Source organism: Kitasatospora sp. NPDC005856 (assembly GCF_040629945.1).
Classification (GTDB): Bacteria; Actinomycetota; Actinomycetes; order Streptomycetales; family Streptomycetaceae; genus Kitasatospora.
This window is the reverse complement of the sequence record NZ_JBEXWT010000031.1, coordinates 61,458-79,589: the sequence shown is the minus strand read 5'-3', so window position 1 is coordinate 79,589 and position 18,132 is coordinate 61,458. Positions and strand designations below refer to the sequence as shown.

The following is an 18,132-nucleotide window of genomic DNA, read 5'->3' as shown; positions in this document are numbered from 1 at the left end:
CGCCGCTCAGCCCGCCGAGCCGCCGAAGCGCGCCGTCCAGGCCGCCAGGTCCTCGTCCGTGATCTTGGCGAACAGCACCGGCGGCACCGTGAACGCCGTCCCGGCCGGCACCAGCTCCAGGGCCCGCGCCTCGTGCGGGGAGATCCAGTCCCGGGTGGCGGCCGGGGAGTCCTCGGGCAGGGTGAAGGCCCCGCGCATCGCCGCCGCCGCGGCCGGGATGAACGGCTCGGAGACCACCGCGTACAGGTGGATCAGGTTCATCGCGGTGCGCAGGGTCAGTGCCGCCGCCTCCGGGTCGGTCTTCACCTGCTGCCAGGGCGCCTTCTCGTCCAGGTAGGCGTTGCCGGCGCTCCACAGCGCGCGCAGGGCCTGTGCCGCCTTGCGGAAGCCGAGCGCGTCCAGCTGGGCCTCGTACTCGGCGAGCAGCGCGGCGACCTGCTCGCCGAGGCGCTGCTCGGCCTCGCCCGGCGCGTGCCCGCCCGGGACGTCGTCGCCGAAGCGCCTGCGGCTGAAGGAGAGCACCCGGTTGACGAAGTTGCCGAGGGTGTCGGCGAGGTCCTTGTTGACGACCGAGGCGAACAGGTCCCAGGTGAAGCTGGAGTCGTCCGACTCGGGCGCGTGCGCCATCAGGAAGTAGCGCCAGTAGTCGGCGGGCAGCAGCTCCAGCGCGACGTCGGTGAAGACGCCGCGCTTCTGGCTGGTGGAGAACTTCCCGCCGTAGTACGTCAGCCAGTTGAAGGCCTTGACGTAGTCGACCTTCTTCCACGGGCGGCGCGAGCCGAGCAGCGTGGCCGGGAACATCACGGTGTGGAACGGGACGTTGTCCTTGGCCATGAACTCGGTGTAGCGGACGGTCTCGTCGGCCTCGTACCACCAGGACTTCCAGTCCCGCAGCTGCCCGGCCGGGGCCGCGTCGGCCCATTCCTTGGTGGCGCCGATGTACTCGATCGGGGCGTCGAACCAGACGTAGAACACCTTGCCCTGGGCGGCCAGTTCGGGCCACACGTCGGCCGGCACCGGGACGCCCCACTCCAGGTCGCGGGTGATCGAGCGGTCCTGGAGGCCCTCGGTCAGCCACTTGCGGGCGATCGAGGAGGCCAGCACCGGCCAGTCGTCGGAGTGGCCGGCGACCCAGTCCTCGACCTCCTCGGTGAGCTTGGACTGGAGCAGGAAGAGGTGGCGGGTCTCCCGGACCTCAAGGTCGGAGCTGCCGCTGATCGCCGAGCGGGGCTCCAGCAGGTCGGTCGGGTCGAGCACCCGGGTGCAGTTCTCGCACTGGTCGCCGCGGGCCTTGTCGTAGCCGCAGTGCGGGCAGGTGCCGATGATGTAGCGGTCCGGCAGGAAGCGGCCGTCGGCGTTGGAGTACACCTGGCGGATCGCGCGCTCCTCGATGAAGCCGTTGCGCTGGAGCTCGCGGGCGATCTCCTGGGTGATCTCCCGGTTCTGCGGTGAGGAGCTGCGGCCGAAGTGGTCGAAGGAGAGCCCGAAGCCGTCGTACACCGCCCGCTGCGCGTCGTGCGCCCGGGCGCAGAACTCCGCGACCGGCAACCCGGCTTCCTGAGCGGCCAGTTCGGCGGGCGTGCCGTGCTCGTCGGTGGCGCAGATGAAGAGCACCTCGTGCCCTCGTCGGCGCAGGTAGCGGGAGTAGACGTCCGCCGGGAGCATGGACCCGACCATGTTGCCCAGGTGCTTGATCCCGTTGATGTACGGAAGGGCGCTGGTGATCAGGTGCCGAGCCATCCCCGGATGCTCCGATTTCTCCCGCACGCGCACCCCACCGGGAGTGCCGCGTCAGGCGCAGGGGTCCACTGTGGGCTGCAAGCCTAGGGCAAGGGGAGGGTCCTGACGTGCGCGGCGGGCCGGGGGCGGACCTCGCTTTCGGGGCGGGGCGGACCTCGTGTCCGGGGCGGGGGCGGTCCCCGCGTTCGGACGGTGCGGACCTCACGCGACCGGGCCGGACGTCACGGCCGGGTGAAGTCGCCGTACCGGTCGAACTCCCCGGACTTCACCCCGCGGACGAAGGCGGCCCACTTGCGCGGGGTGGTCTGCACGACGACCTCGGGCCGGTCGGACTCGCGGATCTCCACCAGCTCGCCCGCCGCTCTGACCTCGACGCAGTCGGTGCTCTCGCCGCTCGCCGAGGCCTTGCGCCAGCCACTCATGCGAAGTCTTTCAGCAAGGCCCGGATGAAGTCCCGGGACTCGTCCAGCCCGAGCGCGATGGCCGCGGTCTCCTCCTTGATCCGCCGGTAGGAGGCCAGTTCGGCCTGGGTGTGCACGAATTTGGGCCCGTGGGAGAGGTCGATCTGGACGGTGTCGAGTTCCGGGACGGGCCCGCGGGCGAGGTACAGGCTCTCTCCGGAACCGGTGTAGGTGGGCACGCTGAACGGGATCACCCGGATCTCCACACCGGACCGTTCGGAATTCTCCAGCACGCTCCGCAGCTGGTCGCGCAGCACTTCCGGACCGCCGAACTGCATGCGCAGCGCGGACTCGTGCAGGAACGCGCTGTACGGCTTCGGGTGGTCGACGAAGATCTGCTGGCGCCGGATCCGGAACGCCTTCCGGACCTCGGCCTCCTGCCGGTACTGCGGGGGCAGGCGCTCGAACACCGCGGCGGCGTACTCCGGGGTCTGCAGCAGGCCGGGGATGAAGGTGCTGTTCAGGATGGAGAGGGAGGACGCGTGGTGCTCCATCTCCGCGATGTCGATGATCGCGTTCGGCAGCCGGCCGCGGTAGCCGTCCCACCAGTACTTGCGCCGGTCCTGGGTCATCGCCAGCAGCGCGTCCAGGTAGGGGCCGTCCTCGCAGCCGCAGGTGTGCGCCCAGATCCGCAGCCGCTCGGCGCTGATGCCCGACTTCCCGTTCTCCATCTGGGAGATCTTCGGCAGGTCGGTGCCGATGGTGGCGGCCAGGCTCTTGGGCGTGACGCCCACGAGCTCGCGCATCCTGCGCAACTCGATCCCGAGGCGCTGTTGGCGCACGGTCGGCGACAAGCGGGGTGGCATGACTCTCTTCTCCGGGTCGCGGCTGGCGTCGATGCTTCCGGTGAAGTGTGCCGCGCGTGCCGGGCCCTAGCTACCGAAACGGGGGATACCCCACGATGGAGTGAACGTCCTCGCGCTCGGTAGCAACTCTGGCACCCTGACCCTATGGTCGTCCTGTCACTCGCTGACTTGTTGCCGCCTAAACAGTCGTCAAACAGTCGTCCATCGGCCGTAATGACACATCAGATGCATGGTCGCGGCGCCCGACATCACTGACCGGAGACAGCCATGCCCCTCCCCACGCCACCAGGCCTCCCCCACCGGCCCCGTTCTCCCCGGCGCATGTCCGCATCCCGGTGAATGCGCTTCTCGTCGCCGGATTGTCGGCGCTCCTGCTCGCCGTCCTGTTCGTCGGCTGGCTGGTCTGGCTGGTGAACATCCAGCCCTCCGAACTGCGGGCGGCGAAGCGCGAGTTGGCGGCCGGTCACTCCGCCTCGGGCGACCGGAAGTAGCCGCCGGGCCCGGCCGGGCCGCGGCTCGGCCGGGCCGGGCCGCGGCTCAGCCCCGTGCGAGCCGCTCCGCCAGGCGGGACTCGGCCGCCGGCCACTCGTCGGCGAGCATCGAGAAGTAGCAGCTGTCCCGCCAGCTGCCGTCGGGGCGCAGCCGGTGGCGGCGCAGGGTCCCCTCGTACTGGGCGCCGAGGCGCAGCACCGCGGCGCGGGAGCGCTCGTTGCGGGCGTCGGTCTTCCAGAAGACGCGGCCCATGCCGAGGTCCTCGAAGGCGTGGCGCAGGAGCAGCAGCTTCGCCTCGGTGTTGACCGCCGTGCGCCAGGCCGAGCGGGCGTACCAGGTGCCGCCGATCTCCACGGACTCGTCCCGCGCGCTGTAGTCGTGGTAGCCGGTGACGCCGACGGCCCGGCCGTCCGCGAGGTCGACGGCGGCGAAGTACACCGACTCGCCCGAGGCCGTCTCCGCGATCCGGGTGTCGAGGATCGCGCCGAACTCCTCCTCCGAGCCGGGCACCGACGCCATCGTCCAGCGCCAGACCTCGGGGTCGGGGCCGACGGCGGTCCACAGGTCGGTGAGGTGGCGGCGCTCCAGCGGCTCCAGGCGGATGTGGCGGCCGGTGAGGACGACGGGTGAGGGCAGCTTCGCGGTCATGATCCGAACGTAGCCGGGCCCTGCACTAGATGCAATAGCTGTCTGCACTAGTGCAAAATCGTGAGTCCGGGCAGAACGAAGGCCCCGCGGGACGGATCCCGCGGGGCCCTCGAAGCGACCGGTCCGGCGATCAGGCTCAGATGAACGAGTTGATCTGGATCGTCTCGTCGCGGCCCGGGCCGACGCCGATGGCCGAGATCGGCGCGCCCGACATCTCCTCCAGCGCCTTCACGTACGCCTGGGCGTTCTTCGGCAGCTCGGCGAAGGTCTTCGCCTTGCTGATGTCCTCGGTCCAGCCCGGCAGCGTCTCGTAGATCGGCTTGGCGTGGTGGAAGTCCGACTGGTTGTAGGGGAGCTCCTCGACCCGCTTGCCGTCGATCTCGTACGCGACGCAGACCGGGATCTGCTCCCAGCCGGTCAGCACGTCCAGCTTGGTGAGGAAGAAGTCGGTGAGGCCGTTGACCCGGGTCGCGTAGCGCGCGATGACGGCGTCGAACCAGCCGCAGCGGCGGTCGCGGCCGGTGGTGACACCGCGCTCGCCGCCGATCCGGCGCAGCGCCTCGCCGTCCGCGTCGAGCAGCTCGGTCGGGAACGGGCCGGAGCCGACGCGGGTGGTGTACGCCTTGAGGATGCCGATGACCCGGTCGATCTTGGTCGGGCCGATGCCGGCGCCGGTGCAGGCGCCGCCCGCGGTCGGGTTCGACGAGGTCACGAAGGGGTACGTGCCGTGGTCGACGTCGAGCAGGGTGCCCTGGCCGCCCTCCAGCAGGACGACCTTGTCGGCCTTCAGCGCCTCGTCCAGCACGAGGGTGGTGTCGGCGAGGAAGGGCTTGATCTTCTCCGCGTAGCCCAGGTACTCCTCGACCACCAGGTCGGCCGGGATGGTGCGGCGGTTGTACAGCTTGACCAGGATCTGGTTCTTGTCGTGCAGCGCCGCCTCGATCTTCTGGCGCAGGATCGACTCGTCGAACAGGTCCTGGACCCGGATGCCGACGCGGTTGATCTTGTCCGCGTAGGTCGGGCCGATGCCGCGGCCGGTGGTGCCGATGCGGCGCTTGCCGAGGAAGCGCTCGGTGACCTTGTCCAGGGTGCGGTGGTACGGCGTGATCAGGTGGGCGTTGCCCGAGATCAGCAGCTTCGAGGTGTCGATGCCGCGCTCGTTCAGGCCGGCCAGCTCGGAGAGCAGCACGGCCGGGTCGATCACGACGCCGTTGCCGATCACCGGCGTCACGTTCGGGCTGAGGATTCCGGAAGGGAGCAGGTGCAGGGCGTACTTCTGGTCGCCGATGACCACCGTGTGACCGGCGTTGTTGCCGCCCTGGTAGCGGACGACGTAGTCGACGGAGCCACCGAGGAGGTCGGTGGCCTTCCCCTTGCCCTCGTCTCCCCACTGAGCGCCAACGAGCACGAGTGCCGGCACAGGCGTACACCCCTTCCGGTTGGGGCATCCTGCGTAGGCCGCAGTCTGCCCCGAGATAGACGAAGCCCCTGGCGCAATGGCGCAAGGGGCTCTTGCACCGAGAGATTACCTGAGGAAGGACCGGTCGTGTCGTCCCTGTCCACGCCTGCTACCGGCGGCCCGGAGCCGCTCCTGCTGCTCCTCGACCCGGTGGCCCGGCAGACCGACGGCGAGTCGGTGCGGATCGCGAAGGACGTGCTCTGCGGGGGTGCGGACGCGAAGGTGGCCTTTCCGGAGAGCCCTTCCGAGCTCGACCGGGTTCTTTCGCACCGGGGCCGGAGGCGACCGGTGGTGATCGGTTCCGATCTCGCGTTGCAGCGAGTGCTCCAGGCCCTCCACCGCCAGCGTGAGCTGGGCGCCGAACCGGTGGGGATGGTTCCGGTCGGCCGCTCGGAGGAACTGGCGGCGGCCCGCGCGCTCGGCGTGCCGGGGGAGCCGGTCCGGGCCGCGCGGGCGGTGCTGTCGGGCGCGCCGCGCCGGCTGGACCTGCTGGTGGACGACGGTGGCGGGGTGGCGCTGGGCGGGGTGCGGATCACCGGCGGGGGTGCGCGCCGCGCCGCGGGCCGTTCGGGTGGCTGGCGTTCGCTATGGGCGAAACTGGCTGCGGCCGAGCAGGCGAACGCACTCACTCCGGACAGCGCCGACCACGGCTCCCGGGTCCGGGTCGAGGCCGACGGCCGGCTGCTCGCGGACGTCCACCGCCCGGTCCGGCTGGTCCAGGTCACGCTCCCGTCCGGCGCCTCCGACGGGACGGGGGAGATGGAGGTCGTGGTCGCCGCCTCCGGCGCCCTGGTGCGCGCCCGGGCGGCGAGCGTGTCGGTGGTCGGGCGCGGCTTCGACTACGAGGCGGACGGCCGCCCGGTCGGTCCGGTCCGGGCGCGGACCTGGACGGTCCACCCGGGGGCCTGGGGCCTGCTGCTGCCGGCCGCCTGACCGAGGAGCGATCGGGAACCGGCCGGGACCGGCCGGCGGGAAACCGGGGAGCGGCCGACGGGAAACCGGCGGGAAACCAGCGGGCGACCGGCGGGGGAACCCCGGGTGAGCAGGCTCACGTTCGTGCGCCCCCCGACCCCCGCCGCCGCGCACACCGAACTCCCCAACAGGCGCGAACCACAAGGCCAACCGCCCCGCGCCGGAATTCCCCCCACCCGAAATCCCGGGCCGGTAAGGGGTTTTGTCTACGCGCGTTAACTCGGGATCGCCGGACAAACCCGCAGTCCCGGGGTCCGGAAGCCGGAGCCAACTGCCCTAGACTCGAAGGCGTGCCACGTGGTGACGGAAGACTCAACCACGATCTTCTTCCCGGTGAGAAAGGCCCCCAGGACGCTTGTGGCGTCTTCGGTGTCTGGGCTCCCGGCGAGGAGGTCGCCAAGCTCACGTTCTTCGGCCTTTACGCCCTGCAGCACCGCGGTCAGGAATCCGCGGGCATCGCAGTGAGCAACGGCTCCCAGATTCTCGTCTTCAAGGACATGGGACTCGTCTCCCAGGTCTTCGACGAGGCCTCGCTGGGGTCGTTGCACGGGCATATCGCCGTCGGACACGCCCGCTACTCGACCACCGGTTCCTCGGTCTGGGAGAACGCCCAGCCGACCTTCCGGGCGACCGTTCACGGTTCGCTGGCCCTCGGGCACAACGGAAACCTGGTGAACACCGCCGAACTGGCGGCCATGGTCGCCGAACTGCCCGGTGAGGAGCACGTCTCGCGCTCCGGCCGGACGGCCGCGACCAATGACACCGACCTGGTGACGGCCCTGCTCGCCGGCCACCCGGACCTCTCCATCGAGGAGACGGCCAAGGTCGTGCTGCCCAAGGTCAAGGGCGCGTTCTCGCTCGTCTTCATGGACGAGCACACCCTCTACGCCGCCCGCGACCCGCAGGGCATCCGCCCGCTGGTGCTCGGCCGGCTGGAGCGCGGCTGGGTGGTCGCCTCCGAGACGGCGGCGCTGGACATCTGCGGCGCCTCCTTCATCCGCGAGGTCGAGCCCGGCGAGCTCATCGCCATCGACGAGAACGGCATCCGCACCTCCCGCTTCGCCGAGGCGAAGCCCAAGGGCTGCGTGTTCGAGTACGTCTACCTGGCCCGCCCCGACACCTCCATCGCCGGCCGCAACGTGCACCTCTCCCGCGTGGAGATGGGCCGCCGCCTGGCGAAGGAGGCCCCGGTCGAGGCCGACCTGGTGATAGCCACGCCCGAGTCCGGCACCCCCGCCGCGATCGGCTACGCCGAGGCCAGCGGCATCCCGTACGGCTCCGGCCTGGTGAAGAACGCCTACGTGGGCCGCACCTTCATCCAGCCCAGCCAGACGATCCGCCAGCTCGGCATCCGGCTCAAGCTCAACCCGCTGCGCGAGGTCATCGCGGGCAAGCGCCTGGTGGTCGTGGACGACTCGATCGTGCGCGGCAACACCCAGCGCGCGCTGGTGAAGATGCTGCGCGAGGCCGGCGCCGCCGAGGTCCACATCCGGATCTCCTCGCCGCCGGTGAAGTGGCCCTGCTTCTTCGGCATCGACTTCGCCACCCGCGCGGAGCTGATCGCCAACGGCATGACCATCGAGGAGATCGGCCGCACGCTCGGTGCCGACTCGCTCTCCTACATCTCGATCGACGGCATGATCGAGGCCACCAAGCAGCCCAAGGACAAGCTCTGCCGGGCCTGCTTCGACGGCGAGTACCCGATGGAGCTGCCGGACCCGGCGCTGCTCGGCAAGCTCCTGCTGGAGGCCGAGATCAAGGGTGGCCAGCAGCCGCCGGCCGTCCGCGGCAAGCCGACCAGCGGCAGCGACCTGGACGGCGTCCAGTCGCTGCTCGGCGGGGCGGGCGCGGCCGACGCGCTGCGCCGGCCGTAACGAATCGACGGTGGGGTCCCGCGAACCGGGGCCCCACCGCTGTTCCACCCCCAGCTGTTCCGAAGAACCACCCCCACCTGACCCGAAAGGGCCGCACGCAGTGACCAGCTCCAACCAGAACGGCGCCACCTACGCCGCCGCCGGTGTCGACATCGAGGCGGGCGACCGCGCCGTCGAGCTCATGAAGCAGTGGGTGAAGAAGGCCAACCGCCCCGAGGTGGTCGGCGGTCTCGGCGGCTTCGCCGGCCTCTTCGACGCGTCCGCCTTCAAGAACTACGAGCGTCCGCTGCTGGCCTCGGCCACCGACGGCGTGGGGACCAAGGTGGCGATCGCCGCCGCCATGGACAAGCACGACACCATCGGCCACGACCTGGTCGGCATGGTCGTCGACGACCTGGTGGTGTGCGGCGCCGAGCCGCTGTTCATGACCGACTACATCTGCGTCGGCAAGGTCGTCCCGGAGCGCGTCGCCGCGATCGTCAAGGGCATCGCCGAGGGCTGCGCCCTGGCCGGCTGCGCCCTGGTCGGCGGCGAGACCGCCGAGCACCCGGGCCTGCTGGGCCCGGACGAGTACGACGTCGCGGGCGCCGGCACCGGTGTGGTGGAGGCCGACGCGCTGCTCGGCGCGGACCGGGTCCGGGCGGGCGACGTGGTGATCGCGATGGCCGCCTCCGGCCTGCACTCCAACGGTTACTCGCTGGTCCGCCACGTGCTGCTGAACGAGGCCGGCTGGAAGCTGGACCGCAAGGTCGAGGAGTTCGGCCGCACCCTCGGCGAGGAGCTCCTGGAGCCGACCCGGATCTACTCGCTGGACTGCCTGGCGCTCACCCGCGCCACCGAGGTGCACGCCTTCTCGCACGTCACCGGCGGCGGCCTGGCGGCCAACCTGGCCCGGGTGATCCCGGACGGCCTGCACGCCCGCCTGGACCGCGGCACCTGGACCCCGCTGCCGGTCTTCCAGACCGTCGCCGAGGTCGGCAAGGTGGCCACCCTGGAGATCGAGAAGACGCTGAACATGGGCGTCGGCATGGTCGCCGTCGTCCCGCCGCACTCGGTGGACGTCGTGCTGTCGATCCTGGAGGACCGCGGCGTGGAGGCCTGGCTGCTCGGCGACATCGTCGAGCGCGGCGACGGGCACGAGGGCGGCGCGGCCCTCTACAACGCCTACGAGGGCTTCCAGGCGAGCTGACCCCGCCCGTGACGACGAGAGGGCCCCTCCGGAGCACCGGAGGGGCCCTCTCGCGCGTGGTGGAGGCGGTCGGCGGACCGTGTGGAGCCGATCGGCGGACGGTGTGGAGGAACACCGTGGGAGGTCCCGTGCGAGGCCCCGTCCGAGGGAACGCCGAAGACCGGTCCGGCGCCCGGGCGGGCGCCGGACCGGTCGGCGGGACTGCTGTGGTTACGAGCGGCGGGAGGCCTGCGACGGCCCGGCGCCCGGCTCGTTGTCGTCCTCGTCGTCGAGGTCGCCGTAGCGGGCTGCGTACTCCGCGTACGGGTCGTCGTCGTCCTCTTCTTCGATCGGCTCCGGCTCGATCGAAGGAGCGGACGGCGATACGCCCAGCTCGTTGGACAGACGGTTGGCGTCGAACCCGCCGCTGTTGTACTTCAGCTCGCGGGCGACCTTCGTCTGCTTGGCCTTGGCCCGGCCGCGCCCCATGGGTCGACCCCCTCAACGATGGGGCTCACGGCCCCGAGTCTGACACGTGTTCATGATCAGGACCGGCCTGCCCGAATGGGAGAAGCCGTCCCTTGGAGCATTAACGGTACCTGTTTCCGCCGCTGGACGGTACGTCGTTGGTGTGACGTGGCGCGCACCGAACGCACCCGAGACCAGGTCTTTCCAGGTCAAGGGAGGTTTTGCGGCGGTTTGCGCGCTGTCCGGAGGTGTCTTGGGTCCGTCGTTCCAGGACTGATTATCCCCCCTAGGGGGACCTCGGATCACCCATTCGGGCGGAGAAGTGAGAATCCGGTTCCACATCGTGATGCGCGGGGGGCCGTCACTGCGGCCCCCCGCGCATCACGGGGTCGTGCGCCGGTCCGATCAGGCGCGGCGGGCGCCGGGCAGCAGCACCGTGCGCAGGGCGCTGATCTCGCGCATCCGCTTCTCGGCGAGGCGGTCCGCGGCGACCGCCGGCGGGACGCCGTCGGCCGTCGCCCGGGTGAAGATCTCCAGGGTGGTGTCGAAGATCTTCGTGGCCTTGTTCTTGGCCCGCTCGAAGTTGAAGCCGTCGATCTCGTCGGCGACCTGGATGACGCCGCCGGAGTTCACCAGGTAGTCCGGCGCGTAGAGGATGCCGCGGTCGGCCAGGTCCTTCTCGACGCCCGCGTGGGCCAGCTGGTTGTTGGCCGCGCCGCAGACGATCGAGGTGCCGAACCCGCCCAGCGCGGCGACGACGTCGTCGGTCAGCGCGCCGCCGAGGGCGCACGGGGCGTAGACGTCCAGCTTGGCCTGGAGCAGGGCGGCGGTGTCGGCGACGACCTCCACCTCCGGGTGGGCGGCGCGCACGCGGTTGACGGCAGCCTCGAAGGGGTCGGTGACGACGACCGTGGCGCCGTCCGCGACCAGGTGGCCGACCAGGTAGTGGCCGACCTTGCCGACGCCCGCGACGCCGACCCGCTTGCCGCGCAGGGTCGGCTGGCCCCAGCGGGCCTGGGCGGAGGCGCGCATGCCCTGGAAGACGCCGAAGGCGGTCAGGATGGACGAGTCGCCGGCGCCGCCGTGCTCGGGCGAGCGGCCGGTCACGAACTCGGTCTCGCGGGCGATGACGTCCATGTCCTGGACGTAGGTGCCCACGTCGCAGGCGGTGATGTAGCGGCCGCGCAGGGACTCGACGAAGCGGCCGTAGGCCCGGAGCATCGCCTCGTTCTTGTCCTTGTTCGGGTCGCCGATGATGACGGCCTTGCCGCCGCCGAGGTCGAGTCCGGCCAGCGCGTTCTTGTAGGACATTCCGCGGGACAGGTTCAGCGCGTCCTCCAGCGCCGCCTCCTCGGAGGCGTACGGGAAGAAGCGGGTGCCGCCGAGGGCCGGGCCCAGTGCGGTCGAGTGGATGGCGATGATCGCCTTCAGTCCCGAGCTGCGGTCGTGGCAGAGGACGACCTGCTCGTGACCGTCGCCGGGGGCGCCGTCCTGTTCGGTACGGAAGATCCTGCTGAGCACGCCGGGTGCGGAGTGCGTGGCGGGGGTCTGTACGTCGGTCACTGTGGTGACTCCAGTATCGAAGGCCCGCTGCTGTGGTGCGGGCGCCTAGGGCGAAGCGTAGCCGCGTGCGTGCCGCCGATCCGTCGTCTTGCCCGAGCTGGGGCCGGTCGTCCGAGGGGTGAGACGGAAGGAGCGGCGGGGTGCGGGCGCGAACGGTTCGGGGGCGCGCTCTCCCGGGGCCGCGCGGCGCGTGCGACCATGCAGGACGTGACCGCCGTACGTACTTCCGTACAACCGCCCTACGCCGCCCACCTGCGAGTCTACGAGCCGCTGGCCGCCTACCCGGAGCCCGAGCGGGCGCGCTGGCAGGCCTACGCGGCGCGGCGCGGGCCGGACGCCGCGGAACCGGGTCGGTCGGTGGCGGCGGCGGTGCTGGAGGAGCAGCGGGAGGCGCTCGCCGGGCTGGCCGCCCGCACGCCCAGGGCGCTGCCCGAGCGGGAGAGCGGGCGGGCGTACCTGCGGGTGGTGGACGGCGTACTGTACGTCTGCCCGTGGGCGACCCGACTGCGCAGCTGGCAGGCGCTGGAGGAGCTGCGGGCCGGGGCGCCGGTGGCGCTGCTGGACACCGCGCTGCCGCCGGTGGCCCGGGCGGCCGCCGAGGCGGACCGGGAGCGCTGGCGGGCCGAGCACCCGGATGCCCGGCCGTGGATCCTGACCAGCCGGTGGGAGGTGCCGGTGCGCTGGTTCCTGCCGTTCGGGGACGAGGACCGCTGCTTCGTGCCGGGCGGGGCCGGGCCGGTGGAGCGGCCGGCGGACGGACCGGCGGGGGAAGGGGAGCAGGGGGGACGCCCGGCGGCGCTGTTCTACCTGGTGCCGATGGCGCAGGCGCGCCGGCGGGTGGCGCGGGCCTTCCGGGCGCTGCGCGAGGCGGTGCCGGACGGGGAGCTGGTGCAGGGCGCGGAGCGGGTCGGACGCTGGCTGGAGGAGTTCCACCCGCGCTCGCTGGTGGAGCTGGACTACGGGGGCCTGGTGCATCTGCTGGGCCCCGAGCGGTTGCTGGCGGACCGTTCGGCGGGGGAGCTGGAGGAGGGGCTGCGGGCGCTGCGGGCGGGGGACACCGCCGAGGCGCTGCGCGTGTACGGGGAGCTGACGGCGCGGTGGCGCCGGGTGCTGGCGCTGCGGCACGCGAACTGATGTCGGACCGCGCGTGTATGACTGTAAGAGTCCTAAGCACCGCACATCCGATGACCAAGGTCCTGGTTCGGGTCAATAGCTGCCGAACGTGACACTACTCACCGTTGACGCGAACTTACCCCTATGTGCAAAAATGGGACAACCAGCCCAACTTCACGTGAGCGTGCCCACTTTTGGGTGGTTCTGGAGTCGATGCGTGCTTTGCGGGGAATCGGAGGGTCTGGTCCCTTCGTAACCGGATGTCATCACTATGTGACTGTCCGTTATGGGGTGGTCCATCGCCATCCGTCAGCCTTGAACCCGTGAGGGGTCAATTTTGGCGGTTTGGTCGATAGGGCTGGACGGATGGTGTAGTTGTAGACACCAGGACAAGCCGTTCGTCCTATAACCGACTCGGCCCGTCTATGCCATTTCGGGCATCGCGGGCCAAGGTGCAGAATTTGAAGGATAGAACCGCCCTGGTTCGGTTCTCCCGAGGAGGCCGCTCATGACCGCTCGTACCCCTGATGCTGAGCCGCTGCTGACGCCGGCAGAGGTTGCCACCATGTTCCGCGTGGACCCGAAGACGGTCACCCGCTGGGCCAAGGCAGGCAAGCTGACGTCGATTCGCACGCTCGGTGGTCACCGCCGTTACCGTGAGGCGGAGGTGCGCGCTCTGCTGGCCGGGATTCCCGCCCAGCGCACTGAGGCCTGATAGGCCAAAGGCTCTTTAAAGGGGCCGCTTACCGGACTCCGCCGGGTCCGGTAAGCGGCCCCTTTGTCGTACCCGCTCGAGGGTTTCCGCGCCGGGCGAGTGGTCGGAATGTTGAACTCCGGATAACGATCTGATGCGTGTGGGGTGGGGGGGATTTACAGTGAATAGCTGTACAATTTTACATATTAAATTAGCGAGGTTCCGGAGAGGGTTCCAAGGGGGCGGCTCCGGAGGGGGTCCCGTGACGACCGTCACACGTTCTGTCACTTGTGGTCTAGACCTGGCCGGGGTAGGGGCCGAACGGCCAAAAAGCGAAAGGCCCGGAACCTGACGGTTCCGGGCCTTTCGCGCTGCGGCGATCCCGACGGGACTTGAACCCGCGACCTCCACCTTGACAGGGTGGCGAGCTAACCAACTGCTCCACGGGACCAGAGTTTCCTGATCTCGTTCACTCGCTTGCCGCGCTGCGAACAAGACAGACTGTAGCCCATGGTGGGCCCCCAGGTCGAACTGGCTCCTGAAGGCCCGTCGCAGCTCACGGGTCAGAGCGCCGCCCGGGCCGCCTCCATCGCCTTCGTGATCCGCTTCTCCGAGACCGGACTCGGCGTGCCCAGCGACTGGGCGAAGAAGCTCACCCGCAGCTCCTCGATCATCCAGCGGATCGCCCGCACCTCCGCGGACGGCTGGTGCCCGGCCGGCACCGCCGCCAGCAGCTCCCCGTACGCCTGCTGCACCTGCTGCACCTTCAGCAGCTGCTGGGCGTCCCGCTGCGGGTGGTTGGGCAGCGCCTCCAGGCGGCGGTCCACCGCCAGCAGGTAGCGCTTGAGGTCCGGCAGCCGCTGCCAGCCGGCGGCCGTCACGAAGCCCGGGTGCACCAGCGAGGCCAGGTGCAGCCGGACGTCGTTCACCGCGTTCAGCAGCACCGGGCTGCTCACCGTCTTCAGCCGGGTCGAGGCCTTGTGGAAGGCGATCAGCGCGGTGGCCGTCTTCAGCGTGGTGTCCGCGGACAGCTCGTACAGGTCCGCGCGCACCTTGTCGTGCAGCTTGCCGAAGGCCGCCTCGTCCCAGGCCGGCCCACCGGCCAGGGTCATCAGCCGGTCCGTCGCGGCGGCCACGACGTCCTCGAACAGGGCGCCGATCGAGCCGTGCGGGCTGTGCGAGAGCGCCAGCTTCGCCTGGTTGCCGAGCCGGCCCTGGATCGACTTGGCCGGGGAGTTGGTGGTCAGCATCAGCAGCCGCCGCGTCCCCTCCCACATCGCCTGGGCCTGGGCCTCCGGGGTGTCGAACAGCTTGACGCCGACCGACTGGCCCTCGTCCACCAGCGCCGGGTAGGCGCGCATCGAGTGGCCTCGCGAACGCTGCTCGAAGGTGCGCTGGAGCACCGGCAGGGAGGCCGGCCAGGCGGTCAGCCCGCTCTGCTCGATGCCCTGGCCGGAGGCGGCCGAGGAGAGCGTCTCCTTGAGCTTGGGCTTGAGCTTCAGCCGCAGCTCCTCCAGGTCCTTGGACTCGGCGAGCTTGCGGCGCCCGTCCACCACCCGGAAGGTCACCTTGAGGTGCTCGGGCACCCGGTCGTCGTCCCAGGCCTCCGGCGGCACGGTGACCGCCGTCAGGCGCTTCAGGGCGTGCTCCAGGGCCGGGAGCAGGGGCTCCTGGCGGTCCTTCACCGCCCGCAGCGCCGCCTTGGCGAAGTCCGGCGCCGGAACGAAGTTGCGCCGGACCGCCTTCGGCAGCGACTTGATGTAGGCGGTGACCAGCTCCTCCCGCAGACCGGGGATCTGCCAGTCGAAGCCCTCCGCGGTGACCTGGTTGAGCACCGGCAGCGGGATGTGCACGGTCACGCCGTCCGCGTCGCTGCCCGGCTCGAACTGGTAGGTCAGCTTGAAGCGGAGCTTGCCCTGCTGCCAGTGGTCCGGGTAGTCGGCCTCGGTGACGCCGTCCGCGGCGTCGTTGATCAGCATCGACTTCTCGAAGTTCAGCAGGTCCGGCTGCTCGTGCCGGGCCTTCTTCCACCAGGAGTCGAAGTGCCGGGTGGAGACGACGTCCTCGGGCAGCCGGGCGTCGTAGAAGTCGAACAGGGTCTGGTCGTCCACCAGGATGTCCCGGCGGCGGGCCCGGTTCTCCAGCTCCTCGACCTCGCCGAGCAGCCTGCGGTTCTCCGCGAAGAACCGGTGATGGGTCTCCCAGTCGCCCTCGACCAGCGCGTTGCGGATGAACAGCTCGCGACAGAGCTCCGGATCGATCCGCCCGTAGTTGACCTTGCGCTGGGCGACGACCGGCATCCCGTAGAGGGTCACCTTCTCGAACGCCATGACGGCGCCCGCCTTCTTCTCCCAGTGCGGCTCGCTGTAGCTGCGCTTGATCAGGTGGCCGGCCAGCGGCTCGACCCACTCCGGCTCGATCTTCGCGTTGATCCGCGCCCAGAGCCGGGACGTCTCCACCAGCTCCGCCGACATCACCCAGCGGGGCGGCTTCTTGAACAGGCCGGAGCCCGGGAACACCGCGAAGCGGGCGCCGCGCGCACCGCCGTACTCGCGCTTCTCCACGTCGAACAGGCCGATGTGGGAGAGCAGGCCGGCCAGCAGCGACTGGTGGATCCGGTCGGCGTCCGGCTCGGCGTCCGGGTGCGGCTCCTCGATCGTGACGCCCAACTGCTTGGCGACGGTGCGCAGCTGGACGTAGATGTCCTGCCACTCCCGTATCCGCAGGTAGTTGAGGAACTCCGCCTTGCACATCCGGCGGAACGCCGAGGAGGAGAGCTCCCGCTGCTGCTCCCGGACGTAGCGCCACATCGCCAGGTAGGAGAGGAAGTCGGAGGTCTCCGAGTTGAACCGCTTGTGCCGCTCGTCGGCGGCCTGGCGCTTCTCGGCCGGGCGCTCGCGCGGGTCCTGGATGGAGAGCGCGGCGGCGATCACCATGACGTCGCGGACGCAGCCGTTGCGGTCCGCCTCCAGCACCATGCGGGCCATCCGCGGGTCCACCGGGAGCTGGGCGAGCTTGCGGCCCAGTTGGGTCAGGCGCTTGCGCGGGTCCTTCTCGTCCGGGTCGAGCGCGCCCAGCTCGTGCAGCAGGTGGACGCCGTCCTTGATGTTGCGCGAGTCCGGCGGGTCCAGGAACGGGAAGGCGGCGATGTCGCCGAGGCCGGCCGCCGTCATCTGGAGGATCACCGAGGCCAGGTTGGTGCGCAGGATCTCGGCGTCGGTGAACTCGGGGCGGGAGAGGAAGTCCTCCTCCGAGTAGAGCCGGATGCAGATGCCGTCCGAGGTGCGGCCGCAGCGGCCCTTGCGCTGGTTGGCGCTGGCCTGGCTGATCGCCTCGATCGGCAGCCGCTGCACCTTGGTGCGGTGGCTGTAGCGGGAGATCCGGGCGGTGCCCGGGTCGATCACGTACTTGATGCCGGGGACGGTCAGCGAGGTCTCGGCCACGTTGGTGGCCAGCACGATCCGGCGGCTGCGGGAGCGCTGGAAGACCTTGTGCTGCTCGGCCGAGCTGAGCCGGGCGTACAGCGGCAGGATCTCGGTGTTCTTCAGCTTCAGCTTGCCGAGGGCGTCCGCGGTGTCGCGGATCTCGCGCTCGCCGGAGAGGAAGACCAGGATGTCGCCCGGGCCCTCGGCCTGGAGTTCCTCGGCGGCGTCGCAGATCGCCTGGACCTGGTCCCGGTCGCGGTCGGCCTCGTCCGCCTCGTCGTCGGCCTCGTCGACGATCGGCCGGTAGCGGACCTCGACGGGGTAGGTGCGGCCGGAGACCTCGACGATCGGGGCGTCGCCGAAGTGCCGGGCGAAGCGCTCCGGGTCGATGGTCGCGGAGGTGATCACGACCTTGAGGTCCGGGCGGCGGGGGAGCAGCTGCTTGACGTAGCCGAGGATGAAGTCGATGTTGAGGCTGCGTTCGTGCGCCTCGTCGATGATCAGGGTGTCGTACTGGTGGAGGTCGCGGTCGGTCTGGATCTCCGCGAGCAGGATGCCGTCCGTCATCAGCTTGACCAGGGTGTCCTGGCCGACCTGGTCGGTGAACCGGACCTTCCAGCCGACCGCCTCGCCGAGCGGGCTGTCCAGCTCCTCCGCGACCCGCTCGGCCACCGTACGGGCGGCGATCCGGCGCGGCTGGGTGTGGCCGACCAGTCCGCGCACGCCACGGCCGAGCTCCAGGCAGATCTTCGGGATCTGGGTGGTCTTGCCGGAGCCGGTCTCGCCCGCGACGATCACCACCTGGTGGTCCCGGATCGCCGCCAGGATCTCGTCCTTCTTCTGGCTGACCGGGAGCTCGGCGGGATAGCCGATCCTCGGGACGGCCTGCCGGCGCCGCTCGACGACCAGCTCGGCGCGGTCGATGTCGGTGGCGATCTCGGCGGCGATCTTCTGCCGGGCCTCGGGCTTGCGGACCCGACGGGCCCCCTCCAGCCGGCGCCCGATCCGCACCTGGTCGCGCAGGGTCAGCTCGGGCAGACGGGCGGCCAGCTCGCCGATACCGGGCCCCTCGTCGGGGACGGTGGCGGACTGGACTGCGGGAGAACTCACTGCGGGCATCCCTCTAGGTTCGCAAGGAGGCACGGCGGAGCGCACCTCGGTTTTCGAGCCCCTCCAGTGTCACAGCCGTCGGCGGCGAATCGCGAACGACGGGCAACGGTCCGGGACCCTCCCGGGCTCCGGGAGGTTG

Annotated in this window: 14 protein-coding genes and 1 tRNA gene; 6 read left to right on the top strand and 9 right to left on the bottom strand. The window is 70.6% G+C overall.

From position 1 onward, the window contains the following. Positions 1 to 6: 6 nt before the first annotated feature. From metG to ABZ449_RS20320, 3 genes are all read right to left on the bottom strand, one after another. Positions 7 to 1,740 (bottom strand): methionine--tRNA ligase, encoded by a 1,734-nt coding sequence (gene metG, locus ABZ449_RS20330; RefSeq protein WP_360347489.1) that lies wholly within the window; start codon positions 1,738 to 1,740, stop codon positions 7 to 9. Positions 1,741 to 1,961: 221 nt separating this feature from the next. After that, the gene (locus tag ABZ449_RS20325) at positions 1,962 to 2,162 is read right to left on the bottom strand and encodes a DUF397 domain-containing protein (RefSeq protein WP_360347487.1); all 201 of its coding nucleotides are present in this window, start codon (positions 2,160 to 2,162) and stop codon (positions 1,962 to 1,964) included. Further along, positions 2,159 to 3,007 (bottom strand): helix-turn-helix transcriptional regulator, encoded by an 849-nt coding sequence (locus tag ABZ449_RS20320; RefSeq protein WP_360347485.1) that lies wholly within the window; start codon positions 3,005 to 3,007, stop codon positions 2,159 to 2,161. Before ABZ449_RS20320 ends, ABZ449_RS20325 begins: the two co-directional genes overlap by 4 nt. 359 nt (positions 3,008 to 3,366) lie before the next feature. On the opposite strand from ABZ449_RS20320, the gene ABZ449_RS20315 reads away from it, so the two are divergent. Next, entirely contained in the window at positions 3,367 to 3,498 is a 132-nt protein-coding gene (locus ABZ449_RS20315; protein ID WP_360347483.1) for a hypothetical protein, read from the top strand. Positions 3,499 to 3,544: 46 nt separating this feature from the next. On the opposite strand, the gene ABZ449_RS20310 is transcribed toward ABZ449_RS20315, so the two are convergent. Both ABZ449_RS20310 and ABZ449_RS20305 read right to left on the bottom strand, forming a co-directional pair. Beyond that, positions 3,545 to 4,147, bottom strand: a complete 603-nt coding sequence (locus ABZ449_RS20310) for a GNAT family protein (protein WP_360347481.1) — start codon at positions 4,145 to 4,147, stop codon at positions 3,545 to 3,547. A 136-nt stretch (positions 4,148 to 4,283) separates the two neighbouring features. Then, on the bottom strand, positions 4,284 to 5,567 hold the full coding sequence (locus ABZ449_RS20305; RefSeq protein WP_360347479.1) for an adenylosuccinate synthase: 1,284 nt from the start codon (positions 5,565 to 5,567) through the stop codon (positions 4,284 to 4,286). Positions 5,568 to 5,693: 126 nt separating this feature from the next. On the opposite strand from ABZ449_RS20305, the gene ABZ449_RS20300 reads away from it, so the two are divergent. The 3 genes from ABZ449_RS20300 to purM all read left to right on the top strand — a co-directional run bounded on the left by ABZ449_RS20300 (position 5,694) and on the right by purM (position 9,641). Beyond that, a complete protein-coding gene (locus ABZ449_RS20300; protein ID WP_360347477.1) occupies positions 5,694 to 6,539 on the top strand; it encodes a diacylglycerol kinase in 846 nt (281 codons plus the stop codon). Positions 6,540 to 6,868: 329 nt separating this feature from the next. Continuing rightward, on the top strand, positions 6,869 to 8,452 hold the full coding sequence (purF, locus tag ABZ449_RS20295) for an amidophosphoribosyltransferase (protein WP_360347475.1): 1,584 nt from the start codon (positions 6,869 to 6,871) through the stop codon (positions 8,450 to 8,452). A gap of 100 nt (positions 8,453 to 8,552) precedes the next feature. Further along, a complete protein-coding gene (purM, locus tag ABZ449_RS20290) occupies positions 8,553 to 9,641 on the top strand; it encodes a phosphoribosylformylglycinamidine cyclo-ligase (RefSeq protein WP_360347474.1) in 1,089 nt (362 codons plus the stop codon). Positions 9,642 to 9,851: 210 nt separating this feature from the next. Here the strand turns inward: purM and ABZ449_RS20285 are convergent, their stop codons facing one another. Further along, entirely contained in the window at positions 9,852 to 10,109 is a 258-nt protein-coding gene (locus ABZ449_RS20285; protein WP_360347472.1) for a DUF3073 domain-containing protein, read from the bottom strand. Between the two features lie 384 nt (positions 10,110 to 10,493). After that, complete coding sequence (locus ABZ449_RS20280; protein WP_360347470.1) at positions 10,494 to 11,651, bottom strand: Glu/Leu/Phe/Val dehydrogenase dimerization domain-containing protein; 1,158 nt, start codon at positions 11,649 to 11,651, stop codon at positions 10,494 to 10,496. Positions 11,652 to 11,858: 207 nt separating this feature from the next. On the opposite strand from ABZ449_RS20280, the gene ABZ449_RS20275 reads away from it, so the two are divergent. Together ABZ449_RS20275 and bldC are read left to right on the top strand one after the other, a co-directional pair. Further along, positions 11,859 to 12,785, top strand: a complete 927-nt coding sequence (locus tag ABZ449_RS20275; RefSeq protein ID WP_360347468.1) for a hypothetical protein — start codon at positions 11,859 to 11,861, stop codon at positions 12,783 to 12,785. Between the two features lie 487 nt (positions 12,786 to 13,272). Beyond that, positions 13,273 to 13,479 carry a developmental transcriptional regulator BldC gene (bldC, locus tag ABZ449_RS20270; RefSeq protein WP_014137253.1) on the top strand — a complete coding sequence of 69 codons (207 nt, stop codon included), beginning with the start codon at positions 13,273 to 13,275 and terminating at the stop codon, positions 13,477 to 13,479. 356 nt (positions 13,480 to 13,835) lie between these two features. On the opposite strand, the gene ABZ449_RS20265 is transcribed toward bldC, so the two are convergent. Both ABZ449_RS20265 and hrpA read right to left on the bottom strand, forming a co-directional pair. After that, a tRNA-Asp gene (locus ABZ449_RS20265) sits at positions 13,836 to 13,909 on the bottom strand. A gap of 112 nt (positions 13,910 to 14,021) precedes the next feature. Continuing rightward, positions 14,022 to 17,942 carry an ATP-dependent RNA helicase HrpA gene (gene hrpA, locus ABZ449_RS20260; protein ID WP_360347524.1) on the bottom strand — a complete coding sequence of 1,307 codons (3,921 nt, stop codon included), beginning with the start codon at positions 17,940 to 17,942 and terminating at the stop codon, positions 14,022 to 14,024. Positions 17,943 to 18,132: the final 190 nt, after the last annotated feature.

What these genes read in the sequence shown, in the direction of transcription:
- ABZ449_RS20325 (WP_360347487.1), bottom strand. Translation starts at nt 2,162, where the DNA reads ATGAGTGGCTGGCGCAAGGCCTCGGCGAGCGGCGAGAGCACCGACTGC.
- ABZ449_RS20285 (WP_360347472.1), bottom strand. Translation starts at nt 10,109, where the DNA reads ATGGGGCGCGGCCGGGCCAAGGCCAAGCAGACGAAGGTCGCCCGCGAG.
- metG (WP_360347489.1), bottom strand. Translation starts at nt 1,740, where the DNA reads ATGGCTCGGCACCTGATCACCAGCGCCCTTCCGTACATCAACGGGATC.
- bldC (WP_014137253.1), top strand. Translation starts at nt 13,273, where the DNA reads ATGACCGCTCGTACCCCTGATGCTGAGCCGCTGCTGACGCCGGCAGAG.
- ABZ449_RS20320 (WP_360347485.1), bottom strand. Translation starts at nt 3,007, where the DNA reads ATGCCACCCCGCTTGTCGCCGACCGTGCGCCAACAGCGCCTCGGGATC.
- ABZ449_RS20310 (WP_360347481.1), bottom strand. Translation starts at nt 4,147, where the DNA reads ATGACCGCGAAGCTGCCCTCACCCGTCGTCCTCACCGGCCGCCACATC.